Below are 26,469 nucleotides of genomic sequence, written 5' to 3'. Positions count from 1 at the left end.
TCTGCCGGAGATCCGCTCGGCGGGTGCCAGGCGCCGTGGGCAGACGAGGCGAGGGGCGAGGAGCCAAGTGTGCGAGGTCTAGGGGTGCGGGGTGCGGCGGTTGCGGGTGCCTCGGTTGATGTGAGGTGACGCAAGGGGCGCGAGGTCAGGGGGTGGTGGTGGAGAGGGCTGCTGCGGGTTCGTGGTCCGGGCCCGTCTGGACCGTGGCGATCAGCGTCGGCGCAGGCCCGGCAACGGTGACCTGTGTGGCGGCGACAGGCGTGACGGTAGGTGGTGGGGTGTCGAGGGCGGCGCGGTCGGCGCGGCGGTGGCGTAGCTCGATCGGGAGGACCGCGAGGGCCACCAGGGTGCCGATCGCGCCGGTGACGACGAATCCCCACAGCGGGGTGGAGGCGTCGATGACCGCTCCGGCCAGTGGGGCGCCGACGGCGATGCCGACGGTGACGGCCGAGCCGTGCAGACCCATCGCCTCGCCGCGTACCCCGGCGGGGGCGAGGCGGCTCACCGCGTCGGAGGTGGCGGCGATGGTGGGCGCGCAGAGGGCTCCGGCCGGGATCAGGGCCAGGCAGAGCAGCCACCAGTGTGAGCCGCCCAGCCCGACGGGGATGGTGCACAGGCTCAGCGTGCCCAGCAACGCCACGGTGGAGAAGGAGCGGCGGGCGGCGCCGTACGCGAAACCGCCGGCCAGCGACGCCACCGCCCAGACGGCGAGGACCACGCCGGTGAACCCGGCGTCGCCGTTCTCGCGCAGGACCGCGATGACCGCCACGTCGGTGCCACCGAGTACGAGGGTCGCCGCGGTGCTGACGGCGAAGACGGCGATCAGTCGGGAGGTGAGCCATTGGCGTCGGGCGATCCTCGGCTGCGGACCGGCGGCTGCCTCACCGGCGCTGCGGACCGGCGGGTTGAGCAGCCACAGCGCGATTCCGGCGGTGACGATTCCGGCGCCGACCAGGTAGAGCGTGAGGCGCGCGGAGATGGTGGTGACCCCGACCGTGGCGAGCGCCGGGCCGATCATGAACGACAGCTCGACGGACATCGAGTCGAGCGCGTACGCGGGGCGGCGCTTCTCCGGCGGCACCAGCGCGGCGACGGACTGCCGGATCACCGAGAAGATGGGCAGCGCGAGCAGGCCGGCCAGGAAGGCGGCCGGCAGCAGCAGCGGGTACGACAACTGTGGCGCGGTGGACCAGAAGACGGCTTCGGCGACGGTGGTGAGGACCAGGACGGGCCGCAGCCCGTGGCGGTCCACCAGCCGGCCGAGCAGTGGGGCGCCGATCGCGGCACCGACGGTGATCGCGGCACCGGCCAGTCCGGCGGCGCCGTAGCCGCGCCCGAGATCCTGCACGACATAGAAGGTCAATGTGACCCCGGTCGCCGTCAGCGGGATACGGGCCAGCACCGCCACCAGCAGCAACGACCGGAGACCGGGTAGGGCGAGCGCCTCCCGGTAAGGCTTCATGTTCACGTCGGTCCGTACCTCCGCCGGACATCCTCGACGGAGGCTGGTGCCGACGCCAGCGAATTAGCGGGTCATGCGTCCCTGATCACAGGGGCACCGTGCACGGTGATCCCGGCACCGTCGAAGGCGCGCAACGCGACGTCGGTGGTGTCCGGTGCGACGGCTGCGGTCAGGTCCAGCAGCACGGTGGTGGCGAAGCCCTCGCGGGCGGCGTCCAGGGCGGTCGCGCGGACGCAGTGGTCGGTGGCGATGCCGACCACGTCGACCCGGTCCACCCCGCGTCGACGCAGCCAGTCGGCCAGTCCCTCGCCGTCGGGGCCCTGCCCTTCGAAGCCGGAGTACGCGGCGGCGTACTCGCCCTTGTGGAAGACGGCCTCGATCCGGTCGGTGGCCAGCTCGGGGTGGAACTCGGAGCCCGGGGTGCCGACCACGCAGTGCCTGGGCCAGGTGCTGACGAAGTCGGGTGCGTCGGCGAAGTGGTTGCCCGGGTCGACGTGGTAGTCCTTCGTCGCCACCACGTGGTCCCAGCGGTCCGGCTCACCCGCCAGCAGCCGGGAGATCCCGGCGGCGACGCCGGCACCGCCCGCGACGGCCAGCGAACCGCCCTCGCAGAAGTCCTTCTGCACGTCGACGATGATCAGCGCGTTGCTCACCGACGGGCTCCTTTCACTCGGCGGGTACGACGGTGACCGGGATGGCCGGGTCGCCCGCGGAGAGCTTGAGGCCCTCCCACGGGATGGAGATCAGGCACTGGCGCAGGTGTTCGCGCGACTCGTCCAGCGTCGGCAGCTCCACCGGTTCGCCGTCGACCACGTACGACCGTTGCAGCAGCCGGTCGTTGGGGCGGCGGTCCGGCACGCCCTGCGGGACGACGATCTCCTCGGTGGCGGTGCCGGTGGGCTTGTGTCGGCGCACCGCGACCTTGCGTCCGCCGATGGTGGCCTTGTGCTCGGAGCGCTTGACGACCGGCCGCCCCTCGACCTCGACCAGCTTGTAGACCAGGCCGGCGGTGGGCGCGCCGGAGCCGGTGACCACGGCGGTGCCGGCGCCGTACATGTCCACCGGCTCGGCGGCGAGCGAGGCGATGGCGTACTCGTCGAGGTCGCCGGAGACGATGATCTTCGTCTCGGTGGCACCGAGCGAGTCCAGCAGTTCGCGGGACTGCTGGGCGATCACCGCCAGATCGCCGGAGTCGATCCGGACCGCCCGCAGCTCCGGCCCGGCCACCTCGATCGCGTTCCGGATGCCCTGGCTGATGTCGTACGTGTCGACCAGCAGCGTGGTGTCCTTGCCCAGCGTGGCGACCTGCGAGGCGAAGGCGGCCCGCTCGTCGTCGTGCAGCAGGGTGAACGCGTGCGCGGCGGTGCCCGCGGTGGGGATGCCGTAGCGCTGGCCGGCGGCGAGGTTGGAGGTGAACCGGAACCCGGCCAGGTACGCGGCGCGGGCCGCGGCGACGGCGGCCTCCTCGTGCGCCCGCCGGGAGCCCATCTCGATCAGGGCCCGGCCCCGGGCGGCGGTCACCATCCGGGCTGCCGCGGCGGCCACCGCGCAGTCGTGGTTGAGCACCGACAGCACCAGCGTCTCCAGCACCACGCACTCGGCGAAGCCGCCGGAGACGGTGAGGATGGGGGAGCCGGGGAAGAAGAGGTCGCCCTCGGGGTAGCCGTCGATGTCGCCGGTGAACCGGTAGTCGGCGAGCCAGGCGGCGCCCTGCTCGTCGACCACGCCGGTGCGGCGCAGGAAGTCCAGGTCGGCCTGGTCGAAGCGGAACTCGCGGAGCATCTCCACCAGCCGGGTGGTGCCGGCGACCACGCCGTACCGGCGGCCGATCGGCAGCCGCCGACTGAACACCTCGAAGACGCAGCGGCGGTCCGCCGTGCCGTCGCGCAGGGCGGCACTGACCATGGTCAGCTCGTAGTGGTCCGTCAGCAGGGCGGGACGAAAGCTGTGCACAGCCCCAGCCTAGGGTTCAGGCGGTAGCCGTGCCGTCGTGGCCCGGGATCGTCCGCAACGCCGCCCTCAGTTCGACGCGCCCGGTCACCCCGAGCTTGGTGTAGATCCGCTGGAGGTGGTTCTCCACCGTCCGTGCGGAGAGAAAGAGCTGCTCAGCGATGGCGCGGCTGGTCTCACCGTGGGCCGCCAGCCGGGCCACCTGCCACTCCCGGTCGCTCAGTGTCGGGGTGGCCGCGCGCAGCGCCGGAGTGTGCACCATGTCACAGCAGCCGAGCATCACCGCGAGTCGCTCGCCGGCACTGGCGAGCTGCGGCGAGCGACGCTGGCGCAGCAGGTGCACCGCCTCGGCGGCGGCCTCCGCAGCCGGTAGCGCCAACCCCAGGTCCAGGAAACCGTCGGCGGCGGCGAGCAGCTGCTCGGGGGAACTCTCCGCCGCGGCGCGGGCGTGCCGGGCCAGAAGCGGAGGCAGGTTGCCGTCGACCTGCTCGGAGAGTTCCGTCAGCCGCTGGGCGACCGTGCGGCGGCTGCCGTCGGAGCAGGTCGGGCCGGTCGGCGCGGTGGCCTCGCCGAGGCGTACCAGATCGTGCAGCACCAGGGTCTCGTGTCCGGCGAAGCCGTCCACCCGCAGCCGGTCGACCAGCCCGTGCAGGTGCGCCGTCGCGCCGGCCAGGTCACCGCCGGCCGCGAACGTCGCCGCCCGGGCCTGTTCCAGCCACGGGTACAGCACCGCCATGCTCGGCGCGTGGATGCGGTCCGCCTCGGCCATCGCCTCGGCCGCCTGCCGGGCGTCGCCGCGCAACGCGGCGGCCTGCGCGCGTTCGGCCTGGGCGAGACCGGCGTAGACCCGGCTGGTCGCCAGCACCGCGCAGGCGCCGAGCGCGGCCTGCAACGCCGCGTCGCTGCGCCCGCGCAGCCGGGCCGCGTACGCGCGCAGGATCGCCAGGTACCCGCTGCCCAGCCGGAAGTCGCCCGCGTCGGCCAGGTCGGCGAACTCGTCGGCGACCAGCGCGTCGATGCCGGACAGGTCGCCGGAGAGCGCCAACCGGGTGCCCCGGGCCAGCTCGACGGCGAGTTGGAGGTACGGCATGTCCGCCCGCCAACTGGCCACCTTCGCCTGCACGAGGTCGACCGCGGTGGCGCTGCGGCACAGCTGGCCCTGCACCGCCTGGAGGTGGGCGATGGCGCATCGGGCCAGCTCCCGCGCGGCGATGCTGGCGGCCGGCCGGTCCAGCACGTTCTGGGCGAGCCGCAGCGCGGTCGGCGCGTCCAGCCGGTGCAGACGCATGATCGCCTCGAAGGAGCGCACCCGGGCCTGGGCGGCGTGGTCCTTCAGGTCGCCGCCGCGCTTGGCGATCTCCTCCACCGTCGAGTGCTGACTGAGTCCCCAGTAGCTGACCATGCCACGGACCGTGAGCCACCGGCTGAGCCGTTCCTCGTCACCGGTGTCGGTGGCGACGGCGTCGAGCACGCCGAGCGCCTCGGCCGGGCGGTCGGCGAACATCAGGATGGTGGCCAGCAGCTCGGCCGCGTCGAACCCGCCGTCGGCGTCGAGCGCGGCCCGCGCCAGCCGGGTCGCCAGCGGTACGTCGTAGCGCGCGAACGCCTGACCGGCCGCGTCGACGAGCATCGCCGGATCCTGCGCGGTGCCGGAGTCCAGCCGCCACACGGCGACCCGCAGCAGGTCCTCCCGGCGTCGCTTGCCCACGCCCTCCAACAGTTCGGCGAGGTGTGCCTGCAACCGGCGGGTCCGGCTGACCGGGCACTGCCGGCGCACCACCTCGCCGTAGAGCGGGTGGGCCAGGCGTACGTCGACCCGCCGGTCGGAGGGGGCCACGGTGATCAGGCCGCGTTCCTCGGCGGTCTCCACATCGGCCTGTTCCGCCGCTCGATAGAGCAGCCGCAGGCCGAGCGGCTCGCCGAACGCGACCAGCTCGACGACGGTGCGTACGCCGGGGGTGAGCTGGTTGATCCGGATGTCGATCAGCTCGGTCAGGTTGGGCGCCAGCTCCAGCCGCCCGGTCCAGGTCCAGACGCCGTACTTCGTGCTGGACTCGCCGCTGTTGGTGACGGCGTGCACCAGTTCGCGCAGCAGCAGCGGGTTACCGGAGCTGAGTCGGCCGAGTCGCTCGGACGAGGCGTGGTCGACCTGGCAGCCCAGGATCTCCCGGAGCAGTCGGGCGGTCTCCGCCGGTGGCAGCGGGCTCACCTCGGCGTGGTCGACCAGCCCGTCCGTCCACAGTGCCCGGATCGGCAGCGGGATCTGCTCGCCGTCGCGCAGGGTGCCCACCACGGAGGCGTTCTCGGAGCGGGCGACCAGGTGCACGAGCGCGGCCGACGGCGGGTCGAGCAGGTGCGCGTCGTCGACGGCGAGCACGATCCGTCGGCCCGCGGCCTGCTGCTGCAACACGTCCACGGCCCAGCGCAGGATGCCGGCCGGAGAGAGCCCCTGTGGTTGTTCGACGGGAAGCACCTGCACCAGGCCGCCGAACTGCACCGCCTGGGTGGTGGCGCTGGCCGCGATCCACCAGACCGCGTACTCCTCGACGGGAAGCGCGTCGACGCCTTCCCGGAGCAGACGGCTCTTGCCGATACCCGGGCTTCCAGCGAAGAATATGCCTCGCCGGCCCTGGGCGCCGGTCACCGCCGCCTGCAGACGGTCGAGTTCCGCCGTGCGGCCCACGAACTTCCACCGACTCATTCGCGCAGCATATCGATGGAACTGTGCCCCGGCCGGTAGCCCGAGCGGATGAAGTTGAGTAGTCGCGGAGTTACCCCAGAGTACTTTCGTTTGTCCCATTCCCGACGCCCACGCCCGTACTCTTCCGAAATCCGGGTGCGTCGCCGGATGTTCACCGCGACCGGCTCTGCCGGCCGCCCAGCCTCGGAGGCTGCCGCCTGATGAAGCCGGGCCCTCTCCACGACCTCGGTACACCCGACGATGCGACCGGGCCGCCGGGCCACCGCCCGTTCCCCGATCGGCTCGGCGTGACCGTCGATCCGCGTGAGCCCCTCGGCGTGGTCGCCGTGGGCCCGGCCGGTGCCGGCCGGGCGAACGTGCTGGCCGCCCTGCTGGACCTCGATGCCGGGATGCTCACCGTGCCGGCCGGAAGTTGGTTGGTGGTACGCCACGCGACCGAGGCGAGCCGGTCCGCCTACGTGCCCGGCTTCCGGACGCCGTTCGCGTACCGGACGGACCTGCCGGAGGTCGGGCCGGCGCTGGCCCGGCCGCCCCGCCGGGTCGAGCTGAGCCTGCCCGAGCCGTTGCTCAAGCACTACCGCCTCGTCGACACGCCGGACCTCTCGTCGCTCGGCCGGGCCGGCACCGGGGTCGTACTCGACGCCGTCGGCCGGGCCGGCGCGCTGCTGTTCGTGATCGCCGCGGACCAGTCCTTCAGCGCTGCCGAGCTGCACCTGCTCGCCGAGGTCGTGGACAGCCCGGTCCAGGTCTTCTTCGCGGTCACGCCGGGCGCGAGCGGCTGGACGTCGCCGGAGCCGGCCGAGGCGCCCGACGGCACGGTGGTGGATCCGATCACGGTCATCGTCGAGGCGCACCGGGCCGCGTTGCTCGCCGCCGTACCCGGGCTGGCCGAGGCCCGCTGGTTCCCGATCGTCGAGGGCGACGCGCTGGCCCTGCGGCGGGCGCTGGTCGGGTGGGCCTCCGACGAGGGACTGGAACGCTCCAGCCTCGATCCGCCGGACGTGCCCGGCCTGCACGGCCGGGTGCCGGTGCTGCCGGAGCCGGGCGAGTGGTCCGAACGACTCGACCGCCAGGTGGGGTCCGCAGGCCGACGTATCCGCCAACATCTGGCGCTGGAACTGGCGAACCTGCACCTGCGGGTGGTGCAGGAGATCGTCTTCGGCACCGGTTGCGCCGGTCTGCCGCAGTTGCTCGACCGGGAGTTGGAGGCGCTGTCCCTGCTCGCCACCGTGCAGTGCGACCACGCGGTGCGGGAACTGGTCGAGGACATCGGCGGTCGACTCTTCGGCGCGCCGCTGCCGGAAGGGGTCCGTCGCCGCATCACCAAGGCGGTCCGGTGGGGGATGCCCGACCACGTCACCGGCCCGGAGCTGGAGCGGGTGTTGTTGGTCACCAGCACCGCGGGCGTGGCGTCGCTGGCCGGCCCCGCCGCGATCGACGCGCTGGCGGCGTACCCCACCGTGCCGCGGACCGAGATCCTGCCGCCGGTCGCGGTGTCGCTGGCGGGTGGCTGCTGGCAACACTGGCGTACGCCCGCCAACGCCGACCAGAGCGCCGCGCGGGCCTGGTCCCAGCGGGCGCTGCGGGAGATCGAGCTGGAGTTGTCCCGGGAGATCTCGCGCCGGTTCGAGGTGGTCCGTCTCTCGCTCGGCATGGTGCTGTCCGATGCAGCCGAACACGGCATCCTGCTCGCCTGACCGTCACGCGGCGTACCCCGGCGGTCCGGCCACCGGGGTGCCCGCGTGCGCGCTCAGGACGACCAGCCGTGGTCATCGGGCGGCGGTCGGTGGCGATCCCACCCGGTCCGGCGTTCCGGTTCCTCGGTTCCGCCGAACCGGTGGCACGATGGGGGGCATGGCGGCTCCGCAGGTTGCACCGGCGCAGACCCCGGACACCGATGAGGTGCCGGCCTCCGATCGGCCGTGGGTGACGATCGTGTGGGACGACCCGGTCAACCTCATGACGTACGTGACCTGGGTCTTCCAGAAGCTCTTCGGCTACAGCCGGGAGAAGGCCGAGCAGTTGATGCTGGACGTGCACCACAAGGGCAAGGCGGTGGTCTCCAGCGGGGCCCGCGAGCGCATGGAGCACGACGCCTCACAACTGCACGCCTACGGGCTGTGGGCGACGGTGGACCGCTCGTGAGCATGTTCCGCCGCCGGGGTGACCGGTATGTCGCCACGTTCGCCGTCGACGAGGTACGCGTCCTGCGCAAGGTCGCCTCCGAGGTGGTCGGGCTGCTGACCGACGGGTTCGACCACTCCGACCCGGTCGTGTGCCGGCTCTTCCCCGAGGTCTATCCGGAGGACGCGGCGGGGACGGCGGAGTTCCGCCGCTACACCGAGGGCGACCTGAAGACCGCCAAGATCGATCAGGCCGGGGCGATCCTGGCCGCGCTGCCCGACGACGCCGACGGCGGCGGAGAGGTGCGCCTGGACGCCGAGGCGGCCGAGGCGTGGCTGCGGGCGCTGAACGACGCCCGGTTGGCGATGGGCGTCCGGCTGGAGATCAAAGACGGCACCGATCTGGGGGCGGAACTGGACGATGCGGTCGCCGAGGACCCGTCCTCCAGCCGGGTGTTCCAGCTTTCGGTCTACGCGTATCTCGGTTATCTCCAGGAGTCCCTGCTCAACGCCTTGATCGAGTGACTGTGACCGGCGCGACCTCGCGGTCCTGGGCCGCCGGGCGCTAGTCTTGGCGGCGTGCTGAGCATCGACCGGTCGATCGTCGACGCGATCGTCGCCCACGCTCGTCGGGACCACCCCGACGAGGCCTGCGGCGTGGTCGCCGGCCCGGTCGGCAGTGACACTCCGACCCGGCACATCCCCATGGAGAACGCCGCCCGCTCGATGACGTTCTACGAGTTCGACTCGATGGAGCACCTGCGCGTGTGGCGCGAGATGGACGACCGCGACGAGGAACCGGTCGTGATCTACCACTCGCACACCGCCACCGAGGCGTACCCCTCGCGGACGGACATCTCCTTCGCCGGTGAGCCCGGCGCCCACTATCTGCTCGTCTCCACCCGCGAACCCGACACGGAGGAGATCCGTTCCTTCCGCATCGTGGACGGGGTGGTCACCGAGGAGCCGGTGCGGATCCTCGACGCCGGGGTGGATCCGCACGCCGTGCAGTCGTACATGTTCGGGCAGAGCCCGGCGACGGTCGACTACGAGTGTTCGGACCGCTGATCCCCGTCAGCACCCGCACACCCTTTCCCGTCACCGAGCACACCCGATCGAGGAGTACGACACATGGCCATCGAGGTTCGCATCCCCACCATCCTGCGCAGCTACACCGGCGGCGCGAAGGTCGTCGAGGGCAGCGGTGACACGCTGGACGACCTGCTCACCGACCTGGACTCCCGGCACGCCGGGCTGCGGGGCCGGCTGGTCACCGAGGCCGGCGCGCTGCACCGCTTCGTCAACGTCTATGTCAACGACGAGGACGTGCGCTTCCTGGGCGCGCTGGACGCCAAGCTGAACGACGGCGACAGCGTCACCATCCTGCCCGCCGTGGCCGGTGGCGCGTTCGGCTTCGCGGCCGCCGCGGCGATCAGCGAGCACCGCGCCGCCGCCGGGCGCAACGCGTCCGTCGCCGCGAGCTGAGGCGGCCGCGATGACGCGGTACGACAGCCTGCTGGACGCCTGTGGTGGCACGCCCCTGGTGGGGCTGCCCCGACTGTCGCCGACGGTGCCCGACGGGGCGCCGCCGGTGCGGCTGTGGGCGAAGCTCGAGGACCGCAACCCGACCGGCAGCGTCAAGGACCGGGCCGCGCTGTTCATGGTGCGGGCCGCCGAGGAGTCCGGCAAGCTCCGGCCCGGCGACACGATCCTTGAGCCGACCAGCGGCAACACCGGCATCTCGCTGGCCATGGTGGCGAAGCTGCGCGGCTACCGGTTGGTCTGCGTGATGCCGGAGAACGTCTCCACCGAGCGGGTGCAGCTGCTCCGGATGTACGGCGCGGAGATCATCTTCTCGCCGGCGGCGGGCGGCTCCAACCAGGCGGTGGCCACCGCGAAGCAGATCGCCGCCGAGCACCCGGACTGGGTCATGCTGTTCCAGTACGGCAACGAGGCGAACGCCCGGGCGCACTACGAGACGACCGGCCCCGAGCTGCTGCACGACCTGCCCACGATCACCCACTTCGTGGCCGGTCTGGGCACCACCGGCACGTTGATGGGGACCGGACGCTACCTGCGCGAGAAGGTCGAGGGCATCCAGATCGTGGCGGCCGAGCCGCGCTACGGCGAGCTGGTCTACGGCCTGCGCAACATCGACGAGGGGTACGTCCCGGAGCTCTACGACGCGACCGTGCTCAACCGACGGTTCTCCGTCGGCACCCGCGACGCGGTGCTGCGTACCCGGCAGTTGGTGGAGGTGGAAGGTCTGTTCGTCGGCTTCTCCACCGGGGCGGTGCTGCACGCCGCCCTGGCCATGGCGCACGAGGCGGTGCGGGACGGCCGCCGTGCCGACGTGGCGTTCGTGGTCAGCGACGGCGGCTGGAAGTACCTCAGCACCGGGGCGTACGGCGGCACGCTCGCCGACGCGGAGGACGCTCTGGAGGGGCAGCTCTGGGCCTGAGCCCAGCGACATCGACGAGGGTCATCGGCGTGATGCCGGTGGCCCTCGTCGCGTCGGGCGGTCCGGATCGGCCGGTCCGGTAATCCGGCCTCGATCGGATGGGCGGAACGGGTGTCACGTTGGTGACAACTTCCAGCGGATCATTCTTGCGTTCAGGTGGGCGGGCGTAGGCTGCGCAGCGTGGCGTACGCGTCGGTATTGATCATCTCCGGAGCGGCGACCGGCTCGATCGCTACCTATCGTGACAGCGAGACAACTCGATGCGACTGACCGTCCTGGGCTGTGCGGGCAGCTTCCCCGGACCCGAGTCCCCCTGCTCGGCCTATCTGGTCGAGGCCGAGGACTTCCGGCTCCTGGTGGACTTCGGCCCGGGCTCGTTGTCCACCCTCCAGCGCTACGCCGGGCTGCACGCCCCGGACGCCATCCTCCTGACCCACCTGCACTGCGACCACATCCTCGACGCCGCGTCGTACGTGGTGGTCCGGCGGTACGCCCCGGACGGTCCGTACCCGCCGCTGCCGGTGTACGCCCCGGCCGGTGCGCCGGACCGGCTCGCCGCGGCGTACGGGCAGGAGGACAGCACGGTCGAGGACGTGTACCAGTTCTATGCGTTGCAACCGGGCACCTTCCCGATCGGCCCGTTCACCGTCACCGTCGACCGGGTGCTGCATCCGGTGGAGACGTACGGCGTGCGGTTGGAGCACGGTGGTCGGACGCTCTGCTACTCGTCTGACACCGCCCCCTGTGAGGCGTTGCTGCGGCTGGCCCAGAACGCGGACGCCTTCCTCTGCGAGGCCAGCTACCTGGACGGCGTGGACAATCCGCCCGACCTGCACCTCACCGGGCGTGAGGCGGGCGAGGCGGCGGCCAAGGCCAACGTGGGCCGCCTGCTGCTGACCCACCTGGTGGCCGCCTGGGGCAGCGAGGCGCACACCGTGACGTCGGCGGCGGCGGCGTACAGCGGCCCGCTGGACGTGGTCCGGCCGGGCGCCAGCTACGACATCTGACCCACCGTCGGGAGCGGACAGCGGCGTTCTCGCCCAGACCCTAGGATCGCGCGGGTGAGCGACCCCTCCGCCGGCCCCGACCCGCGCCCTGCCGACCGGCCGGCATCTCCCGCGCCGGGCCGGCCACCGGCCGGGCCGTACCCTCCGACGTTCGCGCCGCATCCGTCGGGAGCCTGGCCGCCCCCGCCGGCCCCCGGGCCGTACGGTCCTGCGCCGCGTCCGGGACCGTTCCCGCCGGTACCCGCACCGCGCAAGCGTTCCCGCACCGGCCTGGTGGTGGGTCTCCTGGTCGGTGTCGGCGCGTTGCTGCTCCTGCTCTGCTGCTGCGGCGTGTTCACCTACAACGGCTGGTACAAGCCACGCCAACTCCAGGAGCAGCGCGAGGAGATGGTCGAGACGGCCGGCGTTCCCGCCGGGTTCCACCGCGTCGACCTCGTCGCCGGCGACCGTTCGGCTGGCGCGACCTACCGCCTCGACTGCCGACGCGGCGACTGCCCGGTCGACGTGGCCCAGAGCGTGCAGGCGTTCCTGAGCGACGCCGGCCTGCGCATCACCGTGGACCGGATGCGGGAGTGCCTCGCCGATCCGGGCGCGCCGTCCTGCGGGGTGCACCGGTGGACGCGGGACGGTTTCGAGATGACCGCGAGTGTCGTCACCGCGCCGGGCAGTCGCTCGGTGGACGGGTACGTCACCCTGACCCTTGGTGTCGGATGGCACGACTGAGTCACCCAGCGGCACCGGGGGATGCTCCGATCGGGGCACCGCATAGGGTGCAGGCATGGCGCGACCTGACGGGCGGGAGCCCGACCGACTCCGACCGGTGACCCTGACCCGTGGCTGGAGCAGCCACCCGGAAGGCTCCGTCCTGGTGGAGTTCGGTGCGACCCGGGTGCTCTGCACGGCGAGCGTCACCGAGGGCGTGCCCCGCTGGCGTCGGGGCTCCGGGCTCGGCTGGGTCACCGCCGAGTACGCGATGCTGCCCCGGGCCACCAACACCCGTTCCGACCGGGAGAGCGTCAAGGGGCGGGTCGGTGGGCGTACCCACGAGATCTCCCGGCTGATCGGTCGGAGCCTGCGCGCGGCCATCGACCTCAAGGCCCTCGGCGAGAACTCGATCGTGCTCGACTGCGACGTCCTGCAGGCCGACGGCGGCACCCGGACTGCCGCGATCACCGGTGCGTACGTGGCGCTGCACGACGCGGTGAGCTGGCTCGCCGACCGCAAGGCGCTGGCCGGCAAGCCGGAGAAGGTGATGCACCGGTCGGTGGCGGCGGTCAGCGTCGGCGTGGTGTCCGGCGAGCCGCGCCTGGACCTGTGCTATGACGAGGACGTGGCCGCCGAGGTGGACATGAACGTGGTCTGCACCGGCACCGGGGACTTCGTCGAGGTGCAGGGCACCGGTGAGGCCGGCGTCTTCGCCCGCGAGCAACTGGACGCACTGCTCGACCTGGCCGTCGCCGGCTGTCTGGACCTGGCCGAAGCCCAGCGCGCGGCTCTCCTCTGAGGGCCGTCGCGAACGAAAGGTGACACCGTGAACAAGGTTCTGCTCGCCACCCGGAACCGCAAGAAGCTCGTCGAGCTGCAGCGGATCCTGGACGGGGCGCTCGGTGCGCATCGGGTCGCCCTGGTCGGGCTCGACGACGTCGAGGCGTACCCGGAGTTGCCGGAGACCGGGCTGACCTTCGGTGAGAACGCGCTGATCAAGGCGCGGGAGGGCTGTCGGCGTACCGGCCTGCCCACCGTCGCCGATGACTCCGGGCTGGCCGTGGACGCGCTCAACGGCATGCCGGGCGTGTTCAGTGCCCGCTGGGCCGGGCGGCACGGCGAGGACCAGGCGAACCTCCAGCTCGTGCTGGACCAGATCGCCGACGTGCCGGACGAGCATCGGGGCGGTTCCTTCGTCTGCACGATCGCGTTGGTGCTGCCCGGCGGCAAGGAGCACCTCGTGGACGGCCGTCAGGCGGGCCGGGTGCTGCGTGCCCCGCGTGGCGAGGGCGGTTTCGGCTACGACCCCATCTTCCTCGGTGACGGTCAGGACCGCACCAACGCCGAGCTGACGCCGCAGGAGAAGGACGCGGTCAGCCACCGGGGCAAGGCCCTGCGCGAACTGGCCACCCTGATGGCGAAGGTGCTCCCCGCCGCCGGCTGACCCGCCCCGGTAGCCGCGTCAGGGGAGGGGGCCGAGTTCGGCCTCGATGGCGGTGCGCAGGTCGGGGCCGGACACCACGGACCGGGCCGCCTCCATCAGCGGGGCGAGGAAGACGTCCGGGCCGGGCGGGCCGACGACTGCGCCGAGGGCGGCGATCGCCGCCCGGCCGGCCGGGGAAGGCGTCAGCGGGGCCCGGAGCTGGAGTCCGCGTACGGCGGCGAGCAACTCCACCGCGAGCAGGCTGGTCAGGTTGTCCAGGACGGTCCGCAGTTTCTTGGTCGCGGCCCAGCCCATCGAGACGTGGTCCTCCTGCATGCCGCTGGTGGGCAGCGAGTCCACCGAGGCGGGCGCGGCCAGCCGCCGGTTCTCCGCCACGATCCCGGCTGCCGTGTACTGGGCGATCATCAGCCCCGAGTTGACCCCCGCGTCGGGGGAGAGGAAGGCGGGCAGTTCCCGCGACCGGGTCACGTCGAGCAGCCGATCCACCCGACGTTCGGAGATCGCGCCCACCTCGGACGCGGCGATGGCCAGGTAGTCCGCCGCGAAGCCCAGCGGGGCACCGTGGAAGTTCCCGGTCGACTCGACCCGTCCGTCCGGCAGCACCACCGGGTTGTCCACCACGGAGACCAGTTCCCGGTCGGCGACCGTCCGGACGAAGTCCAGGGTGTCCCGGGCCGCTCCGGCGACCTGGGGTGCGCAGCGCATCGAGTAGGCATCCTGGACCGCGTGAGCCAGGTCGTCGCGGTGCGAGTCCATCACTGCCGAGTCCTGCAACAGCCGGTGGATGTTCGCCGCCGAGACGCCCTGCCCGGGATGCGGGCGGATGGCGTGCAGCTCCGGCCGGAACGGTCGCTCCGAGCCGAGCATCGCCTCGATCGCCAGGGCGGCGGTCACGTCGGCCATGGTGAACAGGTGCGCCGCGTCGCGGATGGCCAGCAGCAGCATGCCGAGCATGCCGTCGGTGCCGTTGATCAGCGCCAGGCCCTCCTTGGCGGCCAGCTCCACCGGAGCGAGACCGGCCTGCCGCAACGCGTCGGCGGCGGGCCGCCGCTCACCGGCCGGGCCGAGCACCCACCCCTCGCCGAGCAGCACCAGCGCGCAGTGCGCCAGCGGTGCCAGGTCGCCGGAGGCGCCCAGCGAGCCGTGCTCCGGCACCCACGGTGTCACGTCGTGGTTGAGCAGGTCGACCAGGGCCTCGGCGACCAGCGGCCGTACCCCGGAGTGGCCCAGCGCCAGCGAACGGACCCGCAGCAGCATCATCGCCCGCACCACCTCGCGGGGCATCGCCGCGCCCACCCCCGCCGCGTGCGAGCGGATCAGCGCGTGCTGGAGTTCGGCACGCCGCTCGGGAGCGACGAACGTGTTGGCGAGCGCGCCGAAACCGGTGGAGACGCCGTACACCGGACGGCCGGCGGCCTCGATACCGTCCACGATGGACCGGCTGGTGGCCATCGCGGAGAGGGTGGCCGGGGCGAGCACGACCGTGGCGGCACCGCGCGCCACGGCGAGCACGTCGGCGGGGGTGACCCCGGTGGGTTCGATGGTGACGGTCATCGTGGCACTCCGTTGCGCAGGACCTGGCGGATGAGGGGCACGCCCGGCCGGTAGGCCAGGTGCAGGTGGGACGGGGCGTCGAGGATGGTCAGGTCGGCTCGGGCGCCGGGCCGCAGCACACCGACGTCGGTGCGGCGCAACGCCCGCGCGCCGCCCGCGGTGGCCGCCCACACCGCCTCCGCCGGGGTCATCCGCATCTCGCGTACGGCCAACGCGACGCAGAACGGCATCGACGACGTGTACGACGAACCGGGGTTGCAGTCGGTGGCGAGGGCCACGGTGACACCGGCGTCGAGCAGCCGACGCGCGTCGGGATACGGCGACCGGGTGGAGAACTCGGCGCCCGGCAGCAGCGTGGCGACGGTGCCGCCCTCGGTGGCCGCCAGCGCGTCGACGTCGGCGTCGTCCAGGTGCGTGCAGTGGTCCACACTGGCCGCCCCGAGTTCCACCCCGAGGCGTACCCCCGGGCCGGGACCGAGCTGGTTGGCGTGCACCCGGACGCCCAGACCGGCCGCCTGCCCGCAGGTCAGGATCGCCCGCGCGTGGTCGGCGTCGAACGCGCCCCGCTCACAGAACACGTCGATCCAGCGGGCGTACGGCGCGGCGGCGGCCAGCATCGGCCCGCAGACCAACCCCACGTACTCGTCGGGCCGGGCGGCGTACTCGGTCGGCACCACGTGCGCGCCGAGGAACGTGGTCTCCTCGGTCACCTCGGCGGCGATCCGCACCGAGCGGGCCTCGTCGGCGACGGTGAGGCCGTACCCACTCTTGATCTCGATCGTGGTGGTGCCCTGCCGCAACGCCTCGGCGTGCAGTCGGCGCACGGTGGCGCGGAGCTGCCCGTCGGTGGCCGACCGGGTGGCGCCCACGGTGGTCCGGATGCCGCCACCGGTGTACGGCTGCCCGGCCATCCGGGCCGCGAACTCCGCCGCCCGGTCCCCGGCGAAGACCAGGTGCGCGTGACTGTCCACGAACCCGGGCAGCACCGCCGCGCCGTCGGCGTCGATCCGCCGGTCCGCGGCCGGCGCGTCGGCGGACGGACCGACCCAGACCACCTCGCCCGCCTCGACCAGCAGGGCGACCCGCCGACGGATGCCCAACGGCCCGCCCTCGCCCGCGCCGGGCTCGTTGGTGACCAGCTCGCCGATGTCGTCCACCAGCAGGCTGCCCGCCCGCACGTTCGGCTCACCGGGCACCGGTCACCTCCGCGATGGCCGTGGCCAGCTCGCGGGGGACGTCGACGCGGACGTGTCGCCCGTCGCGGACCAGCACCCGGCCGTCGACCACCACCTGGGTCACGTCGGCGGCGCCCGCCGCGAACCAGACGCCCGCCGGGACCACCCCGGCCGTGCGTACGCTGTCCAGCCGCACCGTGACCAGGTCGGCCCGGTCACCCACCGCGAGTCGACCGGCGTCGGTCCAGCCCAGCGCCGCGTGCCCGGCCTCGGTGGCGGCGGTGAGCAGCTCGGCGGGGGCGAAGTGGCCGCGCCGACGGGTCCGCAGCCGCTCGTCCAGTTCCATCGCGCGCGCCTCCTCGAACGGGTCGATCACGGCGTGACTGTCGCTGCCCAGGCTCAGCGGGATCCCCGCGTCGGCCATCCGGCGGGCCGGTCCGAGGCCGTCGGCGAGGTCGCGTTCGGTGGTCGGGCAGAGACACACCCCGGTCCGGCTCTCCCCGAGCAGGGCCACGTCGGCGCTGGTCGGATGGGTGGCGTGCACCGCCGTGGTGGCCGGTCCCAACACACCGTGCTCGGCCAGCAACCCGGCAGGGGTCAGCCCGTGCACGGCTCGGCAGGCGTCGTTCTCAGCGGGCTGCTCCGACAGGTGCACGTGCAGTGGCGCGTCCCGCTGTCGTGCCCAGTCGGCCACGGTGGCGAGTTGGTCGGCCGGGACGGCCCGGACCGAGTGCACGGCCGCGCCGACGCGGGCACGGTCCCGGTCGGTGGTGAGGGCGGCGGCCCGTTCCGCCCACCGTCGGGCGTCACCGTCGCCGAAGCGCTGCTGCGGCCCGACCAGCGGCGCACCGTCCACACCGGCGGTCAGGTAGCAGGTGTCCAGCAGCGTCAGCCGGATCCCGGCCTGCGCCGCTGCCTCGACCAGCGCCGCGCCCATCGCGTTCGGGTCGGCGTACGGGGTGCCGCCCGGACCGTGGTGCAGGTAGTGGAACTCGCCCACACAGGTGATCCCGGCCAGCGCCATCTCGGCGTACACCGCGCGGGCCAGCGCCAGGTACGTGTCCGGGTCCAGGCGACCGGTCACCGCGTACATCTGGTCGCGCCAGCTCCAGAAGTCGCCGCGCCCGCCGTGGGTCCGACCGCGCAGCGCCCGGTGGAACGCGTGCGAGTGGGCGTTCGCCAACCCGGGCAGCGTCAACCCGGGCAGCCGCACCGCGTCGGCCAGCACGTCCACGCCCGCGTCCGGGTCGCCGCCCGGCGTCAACGGCGTCACGCCGGTGATTCGGTCGTTGACCGTCTCGATCAGCACGTCCGGGGTCGGCTCGGCGTGTGCGGGCAGCCACGCGTACTCGGCGAGCCAGCGGGTGGCGGTCATCAGGCATCCTCCGCGTCGCGCCGAACCGCCTGCGTCAGTTCCGCCAGCACCGTGGCCAGGGCGGTCACGCCGGCCGCGCAGTCGGCGTCGGTGGCCGACTCGGCGGGGGAGTGCGACACCCCGGTCGGGTTGCGGACGAAGAGCATCGCGGTCGGTACGTGCGCCGCCAGCACCCCCGCGTCGTGTCCGGCCCCGGTCGGCAGCACCGGCGCGGCCAGCAGCCCGGCCAGCCGGTCGGCCAGGCCGCCGTCGAAGGCCACCAGTGGCGTCGCGGACTCCTCGGTCAGGGTCACCTCGGTGCCGTCCCGTCGGGCTCGTTCGGTGGCCTTGGCGCGTACCGCCTCGACCAGCCCGGCGAGCGTCTCCGGCTCGGCGGCCCGGGCGTCCAGCCACCCGGTCACCCGGGACGGGATCGCGTTGGTGGCGTTCGGCTCCACGCTCACCCGACCCACGGTGGCGTGCGCGTCGCGCAGCCGGGCCTCCTTGTTCGCCGCGAGCACGGTGAACGCGTACGTCAACATGGGGTCGCGGCGGTCGGCCATCCGGGTCGTACCGGCGTGGTTGCCCTCGCCGGTGACGTCGAAGCGCCAACGGCCGTGCGGCCAGATGGCGCTGGCCACCGCGACCGGCGCGTCCCGGTCGACGAGCGCGCGGCCCTGCTCGACGTGCAGCTCCACGAAGGCCGCGAACCGGCCCAGCAACGCCGGATCGGCGCCCGCCGGGCGGTGTCCCAGCGCCTCGGCGAAGCTCACCCCGGACGCGTCCCGCAACGCGCCCGCCCGCTCGGCGCCGACCTGCCCGGTGAGCAGCCGCGAGCCCAGGCAGGGTACGCCGAAGCGGGCACCCTCCTCCTCGACGAAGGCGGCGACGACCAGGGGACGGGCCGGGGTGACACCCGCCGCCCGCAGCTCGTCCACGGCGAGCCAGGCGCTGACGATGCCCAGCGGCCCGTCGTACGCCCCGCCGTGCGGCACCGAGTCGAAGTGGCTGCCGGTCAGCACCGCGCCACCGGCGTCCGGGTCGCCCCACCAGGCGAAGAGGTTGCCGTTGCCGTCCTGCGCCACCGGCATGCCCCGGGCGTCGGCCTGCTCCCGGAACCACGCCCGCAGCCGCAGTTCCGGCGCGGTGAGCGCGTACCGCAGATAGCCGCCGCTGTCCGCGTCCCGCCCCACCGGCGCGATCTCGTCCCACAGTTCCCGGAACCTGAAAGGAAGGGACCCTTCCTCTACCGTATGCGTTAGCAAGGGACCCTTCCTCACTCGGAACCGGACATCGGCACGCGGACACCGGTGCGGGTGGCGACCTCGCGGGCCGCGTCGTAGCCGGCGTCGACGTGCCGGATCACCCCCATCGCCGGATCGTTGGTGAGCACCCGCTCGATCTTCTGCCCGGCCAGCGCGGTGCCGTCGGCCACGCAGACCTGACCGGCGTGAATGGACCGTCCGATGCCCACCCCGCCGCCGTGGTGGATGGAGACCCAGGACGCCCCGCTGGCGGTGTTGACCAGCGCGTTCAGCAGCGGCCAGTCGGCGATCGCGTCGGAGCCGTCGGCCATCGCCTCGGTCTCCCGGTACGGGCTGGCCACGCTGCCGCAGTCCAGGTGGTCCCGCCCGATCACCACCGGGGCGCTCAGCTCACCGGCGGCGACCATCTCGTTGAACCGTACGCCCGCGACGTCCCGTTCGCCGTAGCCGAGCCAGCAGATCCGTGCCGGCAGGCCCTGGAAGGCGACCCGCTCACCGGCCATCCGGATCCACCGGGCCAGCGGCTCGTTCTCCGGGAACAGCTCCAGGATCGCCCGGTCGGTGGCGGCGATGTCGGCCGGGTCGCCGGAGAGCGCCGCCCACCGGAACGGCCCCTTGCCCTCACAGAACAACGGCCGGATGTACGCGGGCACGAAGCCCGGGAAGTCGAAGGCGCGCTGGTACCCGCCGAGCTGCGCCTCGCCCCGGATCGAGTTGCCGTAGTCGAAGACCTCCGCACCGGCGTCCAGGAAGCCCACCATCGCCTCGACGTGCTTCGCCATCGACGCCCGGGCCCGGTCGGTGAACTCGGTCGGCTTGGCCGCCGCGTAGTCCCGGGCGTCGTCCGGCTCCACCCCCTCCGGCAGGTACGACAGCGGATCGTGGGCGCTGGTCTGGTCGGTGACCACGTCGACCGGTACGCCCCGGCGCAGCAGCTCGGGGAAGACCGTGGCGGCGTTGCCGACCACGCCCACGCTCAACGCCCGGCGATCCCGCTTCGCCGCCAGCACCCGCTCGACCGCGTCGTCCAGGTCGTCGGCGATCTCGTCCAGGTACCGGTCGTGCACCCGCCGTTCCAGCCGGGTGCGGTCCACGTCCACGATCAGGCAGGCACCGCCGTTCATGGTGACCGCCAGGGGCTGGGCCCCGCCCATCCCGCCGCACCCGCCGGTCAGCGTCAGGGTGCCCGCGAGGGTGCCGCCGAACCGTTTCTCGGCCACCGCCGCGAAGGTCTCGTACGTGCCCTGGAGGATGCCCTGGGTGCCGATGTAGATCCACGAACCGGCCGTCATCTGCCCGTACATGGTCAGGCCGAGCTGCTCCAGCCGACGGAACTCCGGCCAGGTCGCCCAGTCGCCGACCAGGTTGGAGTTGGCCAGCAGCACCCGGGGCGCCCACTCGTGGGTCCGTAGCACCCCGACCGGCCGGCCCGACTGCACCAGCATCGTCTCGTCGTCGCGCAGGTCGGTCAGCGTACGCACCAGGGCGTGGTACGACGGCCAGTCCCGGGCGGCCTTGCCGGTGCCGCCGTAGACGACCAGGTCGTCGGGGCGCTCGGCCACCTCCGGGTCGAGATTGTTCATCAGCATCCGCAGCGCGGCCTCCTGCGGCCAGCCACGGGCGGTGCGCTCGGTGCCGCGCGCGGCCCGGATGTGTCCGGGCGTGGTCGACGTGGATCGCGTCATTGCGGAACTCCTCCTAACCGAGGAACAACTGACGACGGGTGGCCGAGGCTTCGAACGCCTCCAGCCGCCGTTGGGTCTCGGCCGGCGCGGCGTCGCAGATCGCCTGGAGCAGCACCATGGCCAGGGTCATCGGAGCGGTGTGCAGGTCGAACACGAGCTGCGCGCCGACCGCCGCGGCCAGCACCACGTCGGCGTGCTCGGTCGCCGGGCTGACCGGCGAGTCGGTGATCGCGACCACGGTCAGCCCGGCGGCCCGGGCCTCGCCCAGCGCGTCCAGGGTCTCCCGGGGATAACGAGGCAGCACGAACGCCAGCAGCGCGCCGGCACCGGCCTCCGCCGCCTGTTCCAGCCGGTCGGCGAGCAGGCTGCCCCCGTCGTCGAGGACCCGCACGTCCGGGTGCACCTTGGCGGCGAAGTACGCGAAGTACGCGGCCAGCGGCGCGGCGGCGCGCAGCCCGAGCACGGGCAGCGGACGACTGGCGGCGAGCAGCCGCCCGGTCTCGGCGACGCGCTCCCGGTCGGCGAGCTGCTCGGCCAGCCGGTCGAGGTTGCCCATCTCGGCGCGTACCGCCTGCTGGAGCTCGTTGCCCGTGGTGGTCGGACCGGGCGCGGCGGCGGTCAGCTCGCGCAACCGGCGGCGCAGCGCCGGGTAACCGTCGTGGCCGAGCGCCACCGCGAACCGGGTGACCGACGGCTGGCTGACCCCGGCCAACTCGGCGACCTCGGCGGCGGAAAGGTAGCCGACGGAGGGCGCGTGCTGCACCAGGCAGTGCGCGATGCGCCGCTGCGTCGGGGTCAGCCGCACCCCGTCGAAGAGGCCGACCATCCGCTCGGTCGACGCGACGGTGGCTCCGTCATTCATTCGCTGACTCTATGCATGAAAACTTTCACGAAGCAACCCGTCCGTTTCCGCAACCGTTCGTGACCTGCGGGTTCGAGTCGGGCGAGGGGAGCTCACGACCGGCGGGCAGGGCGAGGTGCGGCGGGTCGATAGGATCCGCACGGCGGTCGACTAGAGGAGTTGTCATGCAGCCGGACGGCCCCTACCGGTACACCCATCTGCTCGGCGGGTCACCGGTCGGCAAAGCGTGGGCGGCCGTGGACGGGCAGGGACGCTTCGTGACGGTGGCGGTGCTGGACACTGCGGTGGCAGCCAGCCCGGGTTGGCGCGAGGCGTTCGCCGGGATCGCGAACAATCTCGCGCAGACCCCAGGCGGTCCGCCCTTCACCTACGCGGACTTCTCGGCCGCCGCTCCCTGGGTCGCCTACTCGGCCGAGGCGGGCCCGGCTGCGGAGAAGCTGTTCCGGGCACTCGGCGTCGACTATCAACCCGTGCCCACCCCAGCCGCACCCGTCTCCGATCCTCCCCAGCCGGTCTCCGGCGGGCCTCAGCAGGTCTCCGGTCCGCCTCAGCCCGTCTCGGGTGCACCGCAACCGACCTCCGGTGCTCCTCACCCTGTTTCGGGTGCTTCCCAACCGACCTCCGGTGCGTCGCAGCCGCCGACCAGCCCGATCCCGAGCCAGCCGGTGTATGCGGACCCGGTCTCGGGCGCGCCGACGTCGCCCGGCTTCGGATCGTCCTTCGAGGAGCCGGCGCGCGACCCGTTCACCGCCCCGGCCCGTCGCATCCAGCCCTCCGCGCCGCCGAAGCGGCGAACCGGGCTCTGGGTGTCGCTGGCCGCGCTCGTGGTGGTGGCGGCGCTCGGCTCCGGTGTGACCGTCTGGGCGCTCACCGGCGACGATCCGGAAGGTCCGCAGGCCCCGCCCACTCTTGGGGCGCCTTCCGGATCCGTCGCCACCGCTGCTCCGGTGAACCCGGGGATGCGGCCGTGGGCGCAGGTCGCGCCGTACAGCGCCGAGGAACGCGCGCTGGCGATCGCCGCGCCCTCTCTCGTCTTCGTCGAGACCGTCGTCACGGGCGTGCTGCGGGAGACGAAGTCCAACACCCCGCTCAGCGCCACGCCGGTGACGTTCAAGCGCCGATGCAGCGGATTCGTGGTGAATCCCGACGGGCACGTGGTGACCAACGGACAGTGCGTGCAACCGACGGCCGATGCGGCGCGGGAACGCGCGCTCTACACATTGGGTCGCATCCTCGTCGAGCAGAAGCAACTGGCCGGCGGCGAACTCGACCAGTACGTCCGCACCCGGATGGCGACCACCGTCTTCACCGGCGACGAGCCGGGCAGCGAGCCCACCACCCAGCTCTACGGGCAGCTCAACGTGGCACGCGGCGATCTGACCGCGAGCCCGGCGGTGCCCGGACAGGTGGTACGCGTACTCCCGGCGGACGACGGCAACCTTGCCCTCGTCAAGCTCGCGGAGGGTGGCCTGCCCGCCGTGCAACTGAGCGAGGCGGCGGCACCCGAGCAGGGATCCACTCTGCTGGTGCTGGGCTACCGCACCACCGACACGGACTTCCGAGCCGCGACGTACACGGCCGAGGCTCGGGCCGTCCAGGTGTCCGGCACCGCCAGGCAGGGCGGCGTCACGGCTGCCCGGATCAACGACGACCTCGGCATCTACTCGCACGGCGGCATCGGGGTGGACACCAACGGGCACGTCGTGGGTGTGTTGGACAACGATCGGGCAGCCAACGGTGGTGCGAACCGCGCGTTGTTGCCGGTGTCCGTGGTGACCGACCTGCTCAGCGCGGCAGGGACCTCGAACGAACTCGGTGCGGCCGACCGAACGTACCGGAGCGGGCTCGACGCCTTCTTCGGTGGTCGCAACAGCGAGGCGATCGCCCGGTTCGACGAGGTCGCGCAGTCGTCGCCGAGCAACCTGGTGGCACAGGCGTACCGGCAGAACGCCATCGACCGGAGCCGGCTGGAAGGCGGCTCGTCGGAGTCGTCGAACTGGCCGACCATCCTGCTGGCGGGGCTGGCCGGAGCGGTGCTGGTCGGGCTGGCGGTCGGGGCGGTCGCGCTGCTGCGCCGACGACGCTGACCGGCGCAGTGATCGCCGGGCGCGGTCAGCGCGTGGAGGTGTCGCGTCCCCATCCGTCGGCGGGGTGGCGACGGGCCCGTACCGCAGCGGTCAGTGTGATCGTGACGTAGGCGACGGCGGCCGGGGCGAGCCATGGCCGGGGCAGCACCACGTCCCGCAGCCACGAGGACGGCACCGATGCCCGGACACCGTCATGGCTCGCGCGCAGCAGGTTGTTGCCGGCGCGTACCCGGGCCAGCGTCCGGACCAGGTCCCGAGTACGCCGAGGTGCCTGCACGAAGCTGGTCGCCGTCGTCACCTCGCGCTTCTCCGCCGACGTGAAGTGCGAGTCAAGATAGAGGTCGTCGGCGATCTGTGCCGGGAATCGGTCGAAGCGTCGACGGCCCGCCTCCGACAGTGCGATCGCGCCACGACCGAACAGGGCGTCGGAGAAGATCGGCAGCCGGGTGTTGATCGTGTAGTAGGCGCGTACCGCGAGCGGCCGGCTGGTGGTGACCATCGCGCGCCGAGGCATCACCGCGAGCGGGGGTCGTTCGCCGGTGGTGAGCACGGCGGCCATCTCGCGGAGCGCGCCCGGCGTCAGCACGACGTCCGCGTCGAGATATATCCGGGGGAAGCAGCGGGCCAGACTGTCGCCCACGTTCAGGGCGTTGGCCTTGCCGGCCTCGGCGACCTCGACCACCCGGATCCCGGGGCGCTCGCCCGCCACGCGGGCGGTGTCGTCGGTGCAGCCGTTGGCGACCACCACGATGTCGAGATCGCCGGCGGTGTCGTCGGCGAGCAGCGCGTCCAGGCATCCGCCGATGACACGGGCCTCGTTGTGGGCAGCGATGACCACGCTGATGGTCGGCGCTTCACGGGCTGTCACACCAGTTCCGTCCTTGCTGGCTGGCCGGGCAGGGGGCCGGTGGCGAGCCCTGCCCTGGTCGGGCGGGTCGGTGTCGGCGATCGACGATCGGGCCACCCGGCGCTACAGCTTGCCGCAGGCGGGAGACCGGACGCAAGGCCGTGATCGCCGTTCCGGGCCACCCCGTCCAGGTGATGGCGTTCGGGACACCGCCCGGGACGTCTGCGCTGATATCGTCCTCGTGTTTTCCGGGGCCGGGGGCGGCGACCGACCAGAGTGGGACGTCGACGGGACAGTTATCCGTCTCACTGCCGCGGGCGGGAACTGATGGGAGACGCACCCGCGATGGAAACAGTGACCACCTCGGCCCGAAGGTCGTGGTTCGGGCAGCCCGGGCAGGAATCGGCGACACGCGGCCCGCAGCGGATCGCACGTCATCTGGTGACCGCCGCTCTGGTGCTGCTCGCGGTGAAGCCGCTGCTCGACATCGGTGAGGGCGGCGGTGACGGGCTGGACGTCGGTGTCCTGCTGTCCGCACTCGGCGCCGGGTTGATGATCGGCGCACTCTGTCTCTTCCTGCTCGACGTCCGACGGCTGCCGCCGCGTCCGTTACTGCTGATGGCGGCGGGTCTGGTCGTGCTGCTGATCCTCTCGGCGATCAGCTACCTGGCGGTGCCGGCCCGATCGGATCTCCTGGAGTTTTTCGACGTCCGGCGTCATGCCATCTACGGGCCGGGCCAGGATCCGGCCTCGGCCATCCCGGCCGAGGCGATGCGAATGGTGGTCGGCTTCGCCCCACTTGCCCTCATCGCCCTTATGGTGTTGCGGAGGGACTGGTTTCCGGTACGCCGCCTCGGCCTCGTCGCGGGCGTCGTGGTGCTCGGTGCGGTCGTCCACTCCGTACTCGCCTGGCTCCAGGTCGCCGGTGTGATGCCGTACTCCTTCTTCTTCGAGCTGGCGGACTACCAGAAGATCGGCCGGGCCTCCGGTGGTTACTTCCACCCGATGTCCCTCGGCCGGCTGCTGATGTTCGCGGTCTTCCTCGTCTACGTCCTCGGCCGGCGGATGCGGGTGCCGACCGCCGTGCAGTACGCCTTGATCGGGCTGTTCGTCGCGACCGGGGTCGTGTCGCTGCACCGTTTCACAATCCTCTGCCTGGGGCTGATCGTCGCCGCGTTCGAGGTCCAGCGGCTCCGTAGGCTGTTGGCCGCGCGCAGGCGCGGGCATCGGGTCGACCGGCGTGCGGTGGCGGGAGTCGGTGGTGCGGCGATCGCCGCTGCGGCGGTGGTCGCGGTGTTGTGGGGGGAGACCATCTGGCACCGGGCCGAGGTCGTGCTCACCGAGGTCGGCTCGTTCGACGTACGGTCCGACACCTTCATGCACGGCCGGGGCGCGATCTGGAACGACACGATGGGGATCCTCGGACGCGCCGGGTGGGACGTCTGGCTCGCCGGATTCGGCTACGAACCCTGGGACATGCACAACGACGTCATGCGACTCCTCGTGGTCTGGGGCGTCGTCGGCGTGGTGGTGACCGCCGCGCTGCTGGTGGGGCTCTACCGTTTCGTCGGGGCGCGCGTCCAGCGATCGCACCGACTGGCGTTGGCGGTGCTGTTCGGCGCTCTCGTCGTCTTCGGGCTCACCCAGAAGCCCTTGGCCTATCCGTACTTCCTCTGGTTGTTCCTCTTCGGGCAGATGGTCCTGCTCGCCGCCGCCGACGAGCCGACGGAGCCAGCCGATCGGCACGACGAAACATCCGGGGTGGGTCTGCGGTGACCTCGTCGTCC

Annotated in this window: 23 protein-coding genes; 12 read left to right on the top strand and 11 right to left on the bottom strand. The window is 72.7% G+C overall.

Annotation, left to right across the window (positions count from 1 at the left end; genetic code table 11):
- Positions 1-145: 145 nt before the first annotated feature.
- The 4 genes from ACIBO1_RS00275 to ACIBO1_RS00260 form a co-directional block, all read right to left on the bottom strand.
- On the bottom strand, positions 146-1,462 hold the full coding sequence (locus ACIBO1_RS00275) for an MFS transporter (RefSeq protein ID WP_396741440.1): 1,317 nt from the start codon (positions 1,460-1,462) through the stop codon (positions 146-148).
- Positions 1,463-1,533: 71 nt separating this feature from the next.
- Positions 1,534-2,115, bottom strand: a complete 582-nt coding sequence (locus ACIBO1_RS00270; RefSeq protein WP_396740193.1) for an isochorismatase family protein — start codon at positions 2,113-2,115, stop codon at positions 1,534-1,536.
- Positions 2,116-2,128: 13 nt separating this feature from the next.
- The gene (locus ACIBO1_RS00265) at positions 2,129-3,415 is read right to left on the bottom strand and encodes a nicotinate phosphoribosyltransferase (RefSeq protein WP_396740191.1); all 1,287 of its coding nucleotides are present in this window, start codon (positions 3,413-3,415) and stop codon (positions 2,129-2,131) included.
- 16 nt (positions 3,416-3,431) lie between these two features.
- Entirely contained in the window at positions 3,432-6,113 is a 2,682-nt protein-coding gene (locus ACIBO1_RS00260; RefSeq protein WP_396740190.1) for a LuxR C-terminal-related transcriptional regulator, read from the bottom strand.
- 287 nt (positions 6,114-6,400) lie between these two features.
- On the opposite strand from ACIBO1_RS00260, the gene ACIBO1_RS00255 reads away from it, so the two are divergent.
- The 10 genes from ACIBO1_RS00255 to rdgB all read left to right on the top strand — a co-directional run bounded on the left by ACIBO1_RS00255 (position 6,401) and on the right by rdgB (position 13,853).
- Positions 6,401-7,810 carry a hypothetical protein gene (locus ACIBO1_RS00255; protein WP_396740188.1) on the top strand — a complete coding sequence of 470 codons (1,410 nt, stop codon included), beginning with the start codon at positions 6,401-6,403 and terminating at the stop codon, positions 7,808-7,810.
- A 157-nt stretch (positions 7,811-7,967) separates the two neighbouring features.
- A complete protein-coding gene (clpS, locus tag ACIBO1_RS00250; protein WP_131052082.1) occupies positions 7,968-8,258 on the top strand; it encodes an ATP-dependent Clp protease adapter ClpS in 291 nt (96 codons plus the stop codon).
- Positions 8,259-8,260: 2 nt separating this feature from the next.
- Positions 8,261-8,761 carry a DUF2017 domain-containing protein gene (locus ACIBO1_RS00245; RefSeq protein WP_396741438.1) on the top strand — a complete coding sequence of 167 codons (501 nt, stop codon included), beginning with the start codon at positions 8,261-8,263 and terminating at the stop codon, positions 8,759-8,761.
- 54 nt (positions 8,762-8,815) lie between these two features.
- Complete coding sequence (locus ACIBO1_RS00240; protein ID WP_396740185.1) at positions 8,816-9,304, top strand: Mov34/MPN/PAD-1 family protein; 489 nt, start codon at positions 8,816-8,818, stop codon at positions 9,302-9,304.
- A 63-nt stretch (positions 9,305-9,367) separates the two neighbouring features.
- Positions 9,368-9,721: a MoaD family protein gene (locus ACIBO1_RS00235; protein WP_396740183.1), complete on the top strand. Its 354-nt coding sequence runs from the start codon at positions 9,368-9,370 to the stop codon at positions 9,719-9,721.
- 10 nt (positions 9,722-9,731) lie between these two features.
- Positions 9,732-10,697 carry a pyridoxal-phosphate dependent enzyme gene (locus tag ACIBO1_RS00230; protein WP_350693373.1) on the top strand — a complete coding sequence of 322 codons (966 nt, stop codon included), beginning with the start codon at positions 9,732-9,734 and terminating at the stop codon, positions 10,695-10,697.
- Between the two features lie 260 nt (positions 10,698-10,957).
- Entirely contained in the window at positions 10,958-11,704 is a 747-nt protein-coding gene (locus ACIBO1_RS00225; protein WP_350693374.1) for an MBL fold metallo-hydrolase, read from the top strand.
- A 54-nt stretch (positions 11,705-11,758) separates the two neighbouring features.
- Positions 11,759-12,427: a hypothetical protein gene (locus ACIBO1_RS00220; RefSeq protein WP_396740181.1), complete on the top strand. Its 669-nt coding sequence runs from the start codon at positions 11,759-11,761 to the stop codon at positions 12,425-12,427.
- Between the two features lie 55 nt (positions 12,428-12,482).
- Complete coding sequence (gene rph, locus ACIBO1_RS00215; protein ID WP_350693378.1) at positions 12,483-13,208, top strand: ribonuclease PH; 726 nt, start codon at positions 12,483-12,485, stop codon at positions 13,206-13,208.
- A 27-nt stretch (positions 13,209-13,235) separates the two neighbouring features.
- On the top strand, positions 13,236-13,853 hold the full coding sequence (gene rdgB / locus ACIBO1_RS00210; RefSeq protein ID WP_396740180.1) for an RdgB/HAM1 family non-canonical purine NTP pyrophosphatase: 618 nt from the start codon (positions 13,236-13,238) through the stop codon (positions 13,851-13,853).
- Positions 13,854-13,871: 18 nt separating this feature from the next.
- Here rdgB and hutH read toward each other — a convergent pair whose 3' ends face one another.
- The 6 genes from hutH to ACIBO1_RS00180 are packed head-to-tail and all read right to left on the bottom strand — an operon-like array spanning position 13,872 to position 21,748.
- Positions 13,872-15,407, bottom strand: a complete 1,536-nt coding sequence (gene hutH, locus ACIBO1_RS00205; protein WP_396740179.1) for a histidine ammonia-lyase — start codon at positions 15,405-15,407, stop codon at positions 13,872-13,874.
- The gene (hutI, locus tag ACIBO1_RS00200) at positions 15,404-16,585 is read right to left on the bottom strand and encodes an imidazolonepropionase (RefSeq protein WP_396741436.1); all 1,182 of its coding nucleotides are present in this window, start codon (positions 16,583-16,585) and stop codon (positions 15,404-15,406) included. Before hutI ends, hutH begins: the two co-directional genes overlap by 4 nt.
- Before the next feature lie 7 nt (positions 16,586-16,592).
- Complete coding sequence (locus tag ACIBO1_RS00195) at positions 16,593-17,957, bottom strand: formimidoylglutamate deiminase (RefSeq protein WP_396740177.1); 1,365 nt, start codon at positions 17,955-17,957, stop codon at positions 16,593-16,595.
- Positions 17,957-19,201, bottom strand: coding sequence for an allantoate amidohydrolase (locus tag ACIBO1_RS00190; protein ID WP_396740175.1), 1,245 nt, complete (start codon positions 19,199-19,201; stop codon positions 17,957-17,959). Before ACIBO1_RS00190 ends, ACIBO1_RS00195 begins: the two co-directional genes overlap by 1 nt.
- 11 nt (positions 19,202-19,212) lie before the next feature.
- Positions 19,213-20,886 carry a urocanate hydratase gene (gene hutU / locus ACIBO1_RS00185; RefSeq protein ID WP_396740173.1) on the bottom strand — a complete coding sequence of 558 codons (1,674 nt, stop codon included), beginning with the start codon at positions 20,884-20,886 and terminating at the stop codon, positions 19,213-19,215.
- Positions 20,887-20,899: 13 nt separating this feature from the next.
- On the bottom strand, positions 20,900-21,748 hold the full coding sequence (locus ACIBO1_RS00180; protein ID WP_396740171.1) for a MurR/RpiR family transcriptional regulator: 849 nt from the start codon (positions 21,746-21,748) through the stop codon (positions 20,900-20,902).
- A gap of 164 nt (positions 21,749-21,912) precedes the next feature.
- Between ACIBO1_RS00180 and ACIBO1_RS00175 the strand changes: the two genes are divergently transcribed.
- Positions 21,913-23,835 (top strand): trypsin-like peptidase domain-containing protein, encoded by a 1,923-nt coding sequence (locus ACIBO1_RS00175; RefSeq protein ID WP_396740169.1) that lies wholly within the window; start codon positions 21,913-21,915, stop codon positions 23,833-23,835.
- A gap of 25 nt (positions 23,836-23,860) precedes the next feature.
- Here the strand turns inward: ACIBO1_RS00175 and ACIBO1_RS00170 are convergent, their stop codons facing one another.
- Positions 23,861-24,703 (bottom strand): glycosyltransferase, encoded by an 843-nt coding sequence (locus ACIBO1_RS00170; protein ID WP_396740167.1) that lies wholly within the window; start codon positions 24,701-24,703, stop codon positions 23,861-23,863.
- Between the two features lie 420 nt (positions 24,704-25,123).
- On the opposite strand from ACIBO1_RS00170, the gene ACIBO1_RS00165 reads away from it, so the two are divergent.
- Positions 25,124-26,458 carry a hypothetical protein gene (locus ACIBO1_RS00165; RefSeq protein ID WP_396740165.1) on the top strand — a complete coding sequence of 445 codons (1,335 nt, stop codon included), beginning with the start codon at positions 25,124-25,126 and terminating at the stop codon, positions 26,456-26,458.
- The last annotated feature ends 11 nt before the right edge of the window (positions 26,459-26,469 follow it).

The sequence above is a fragment of the Micromonospora sp. NPDC049903 genome (assembly GCF_044460945.1).
Classification (GTDB): domain Bacteria; phylum Actinomycetota; class Actinomycetes; order Mycobacteriales; family Micromonosporaceae; genus Micromonospora.
This window is presented reverse-complemented; position numbering and strand designations above follow the sequence as displayed.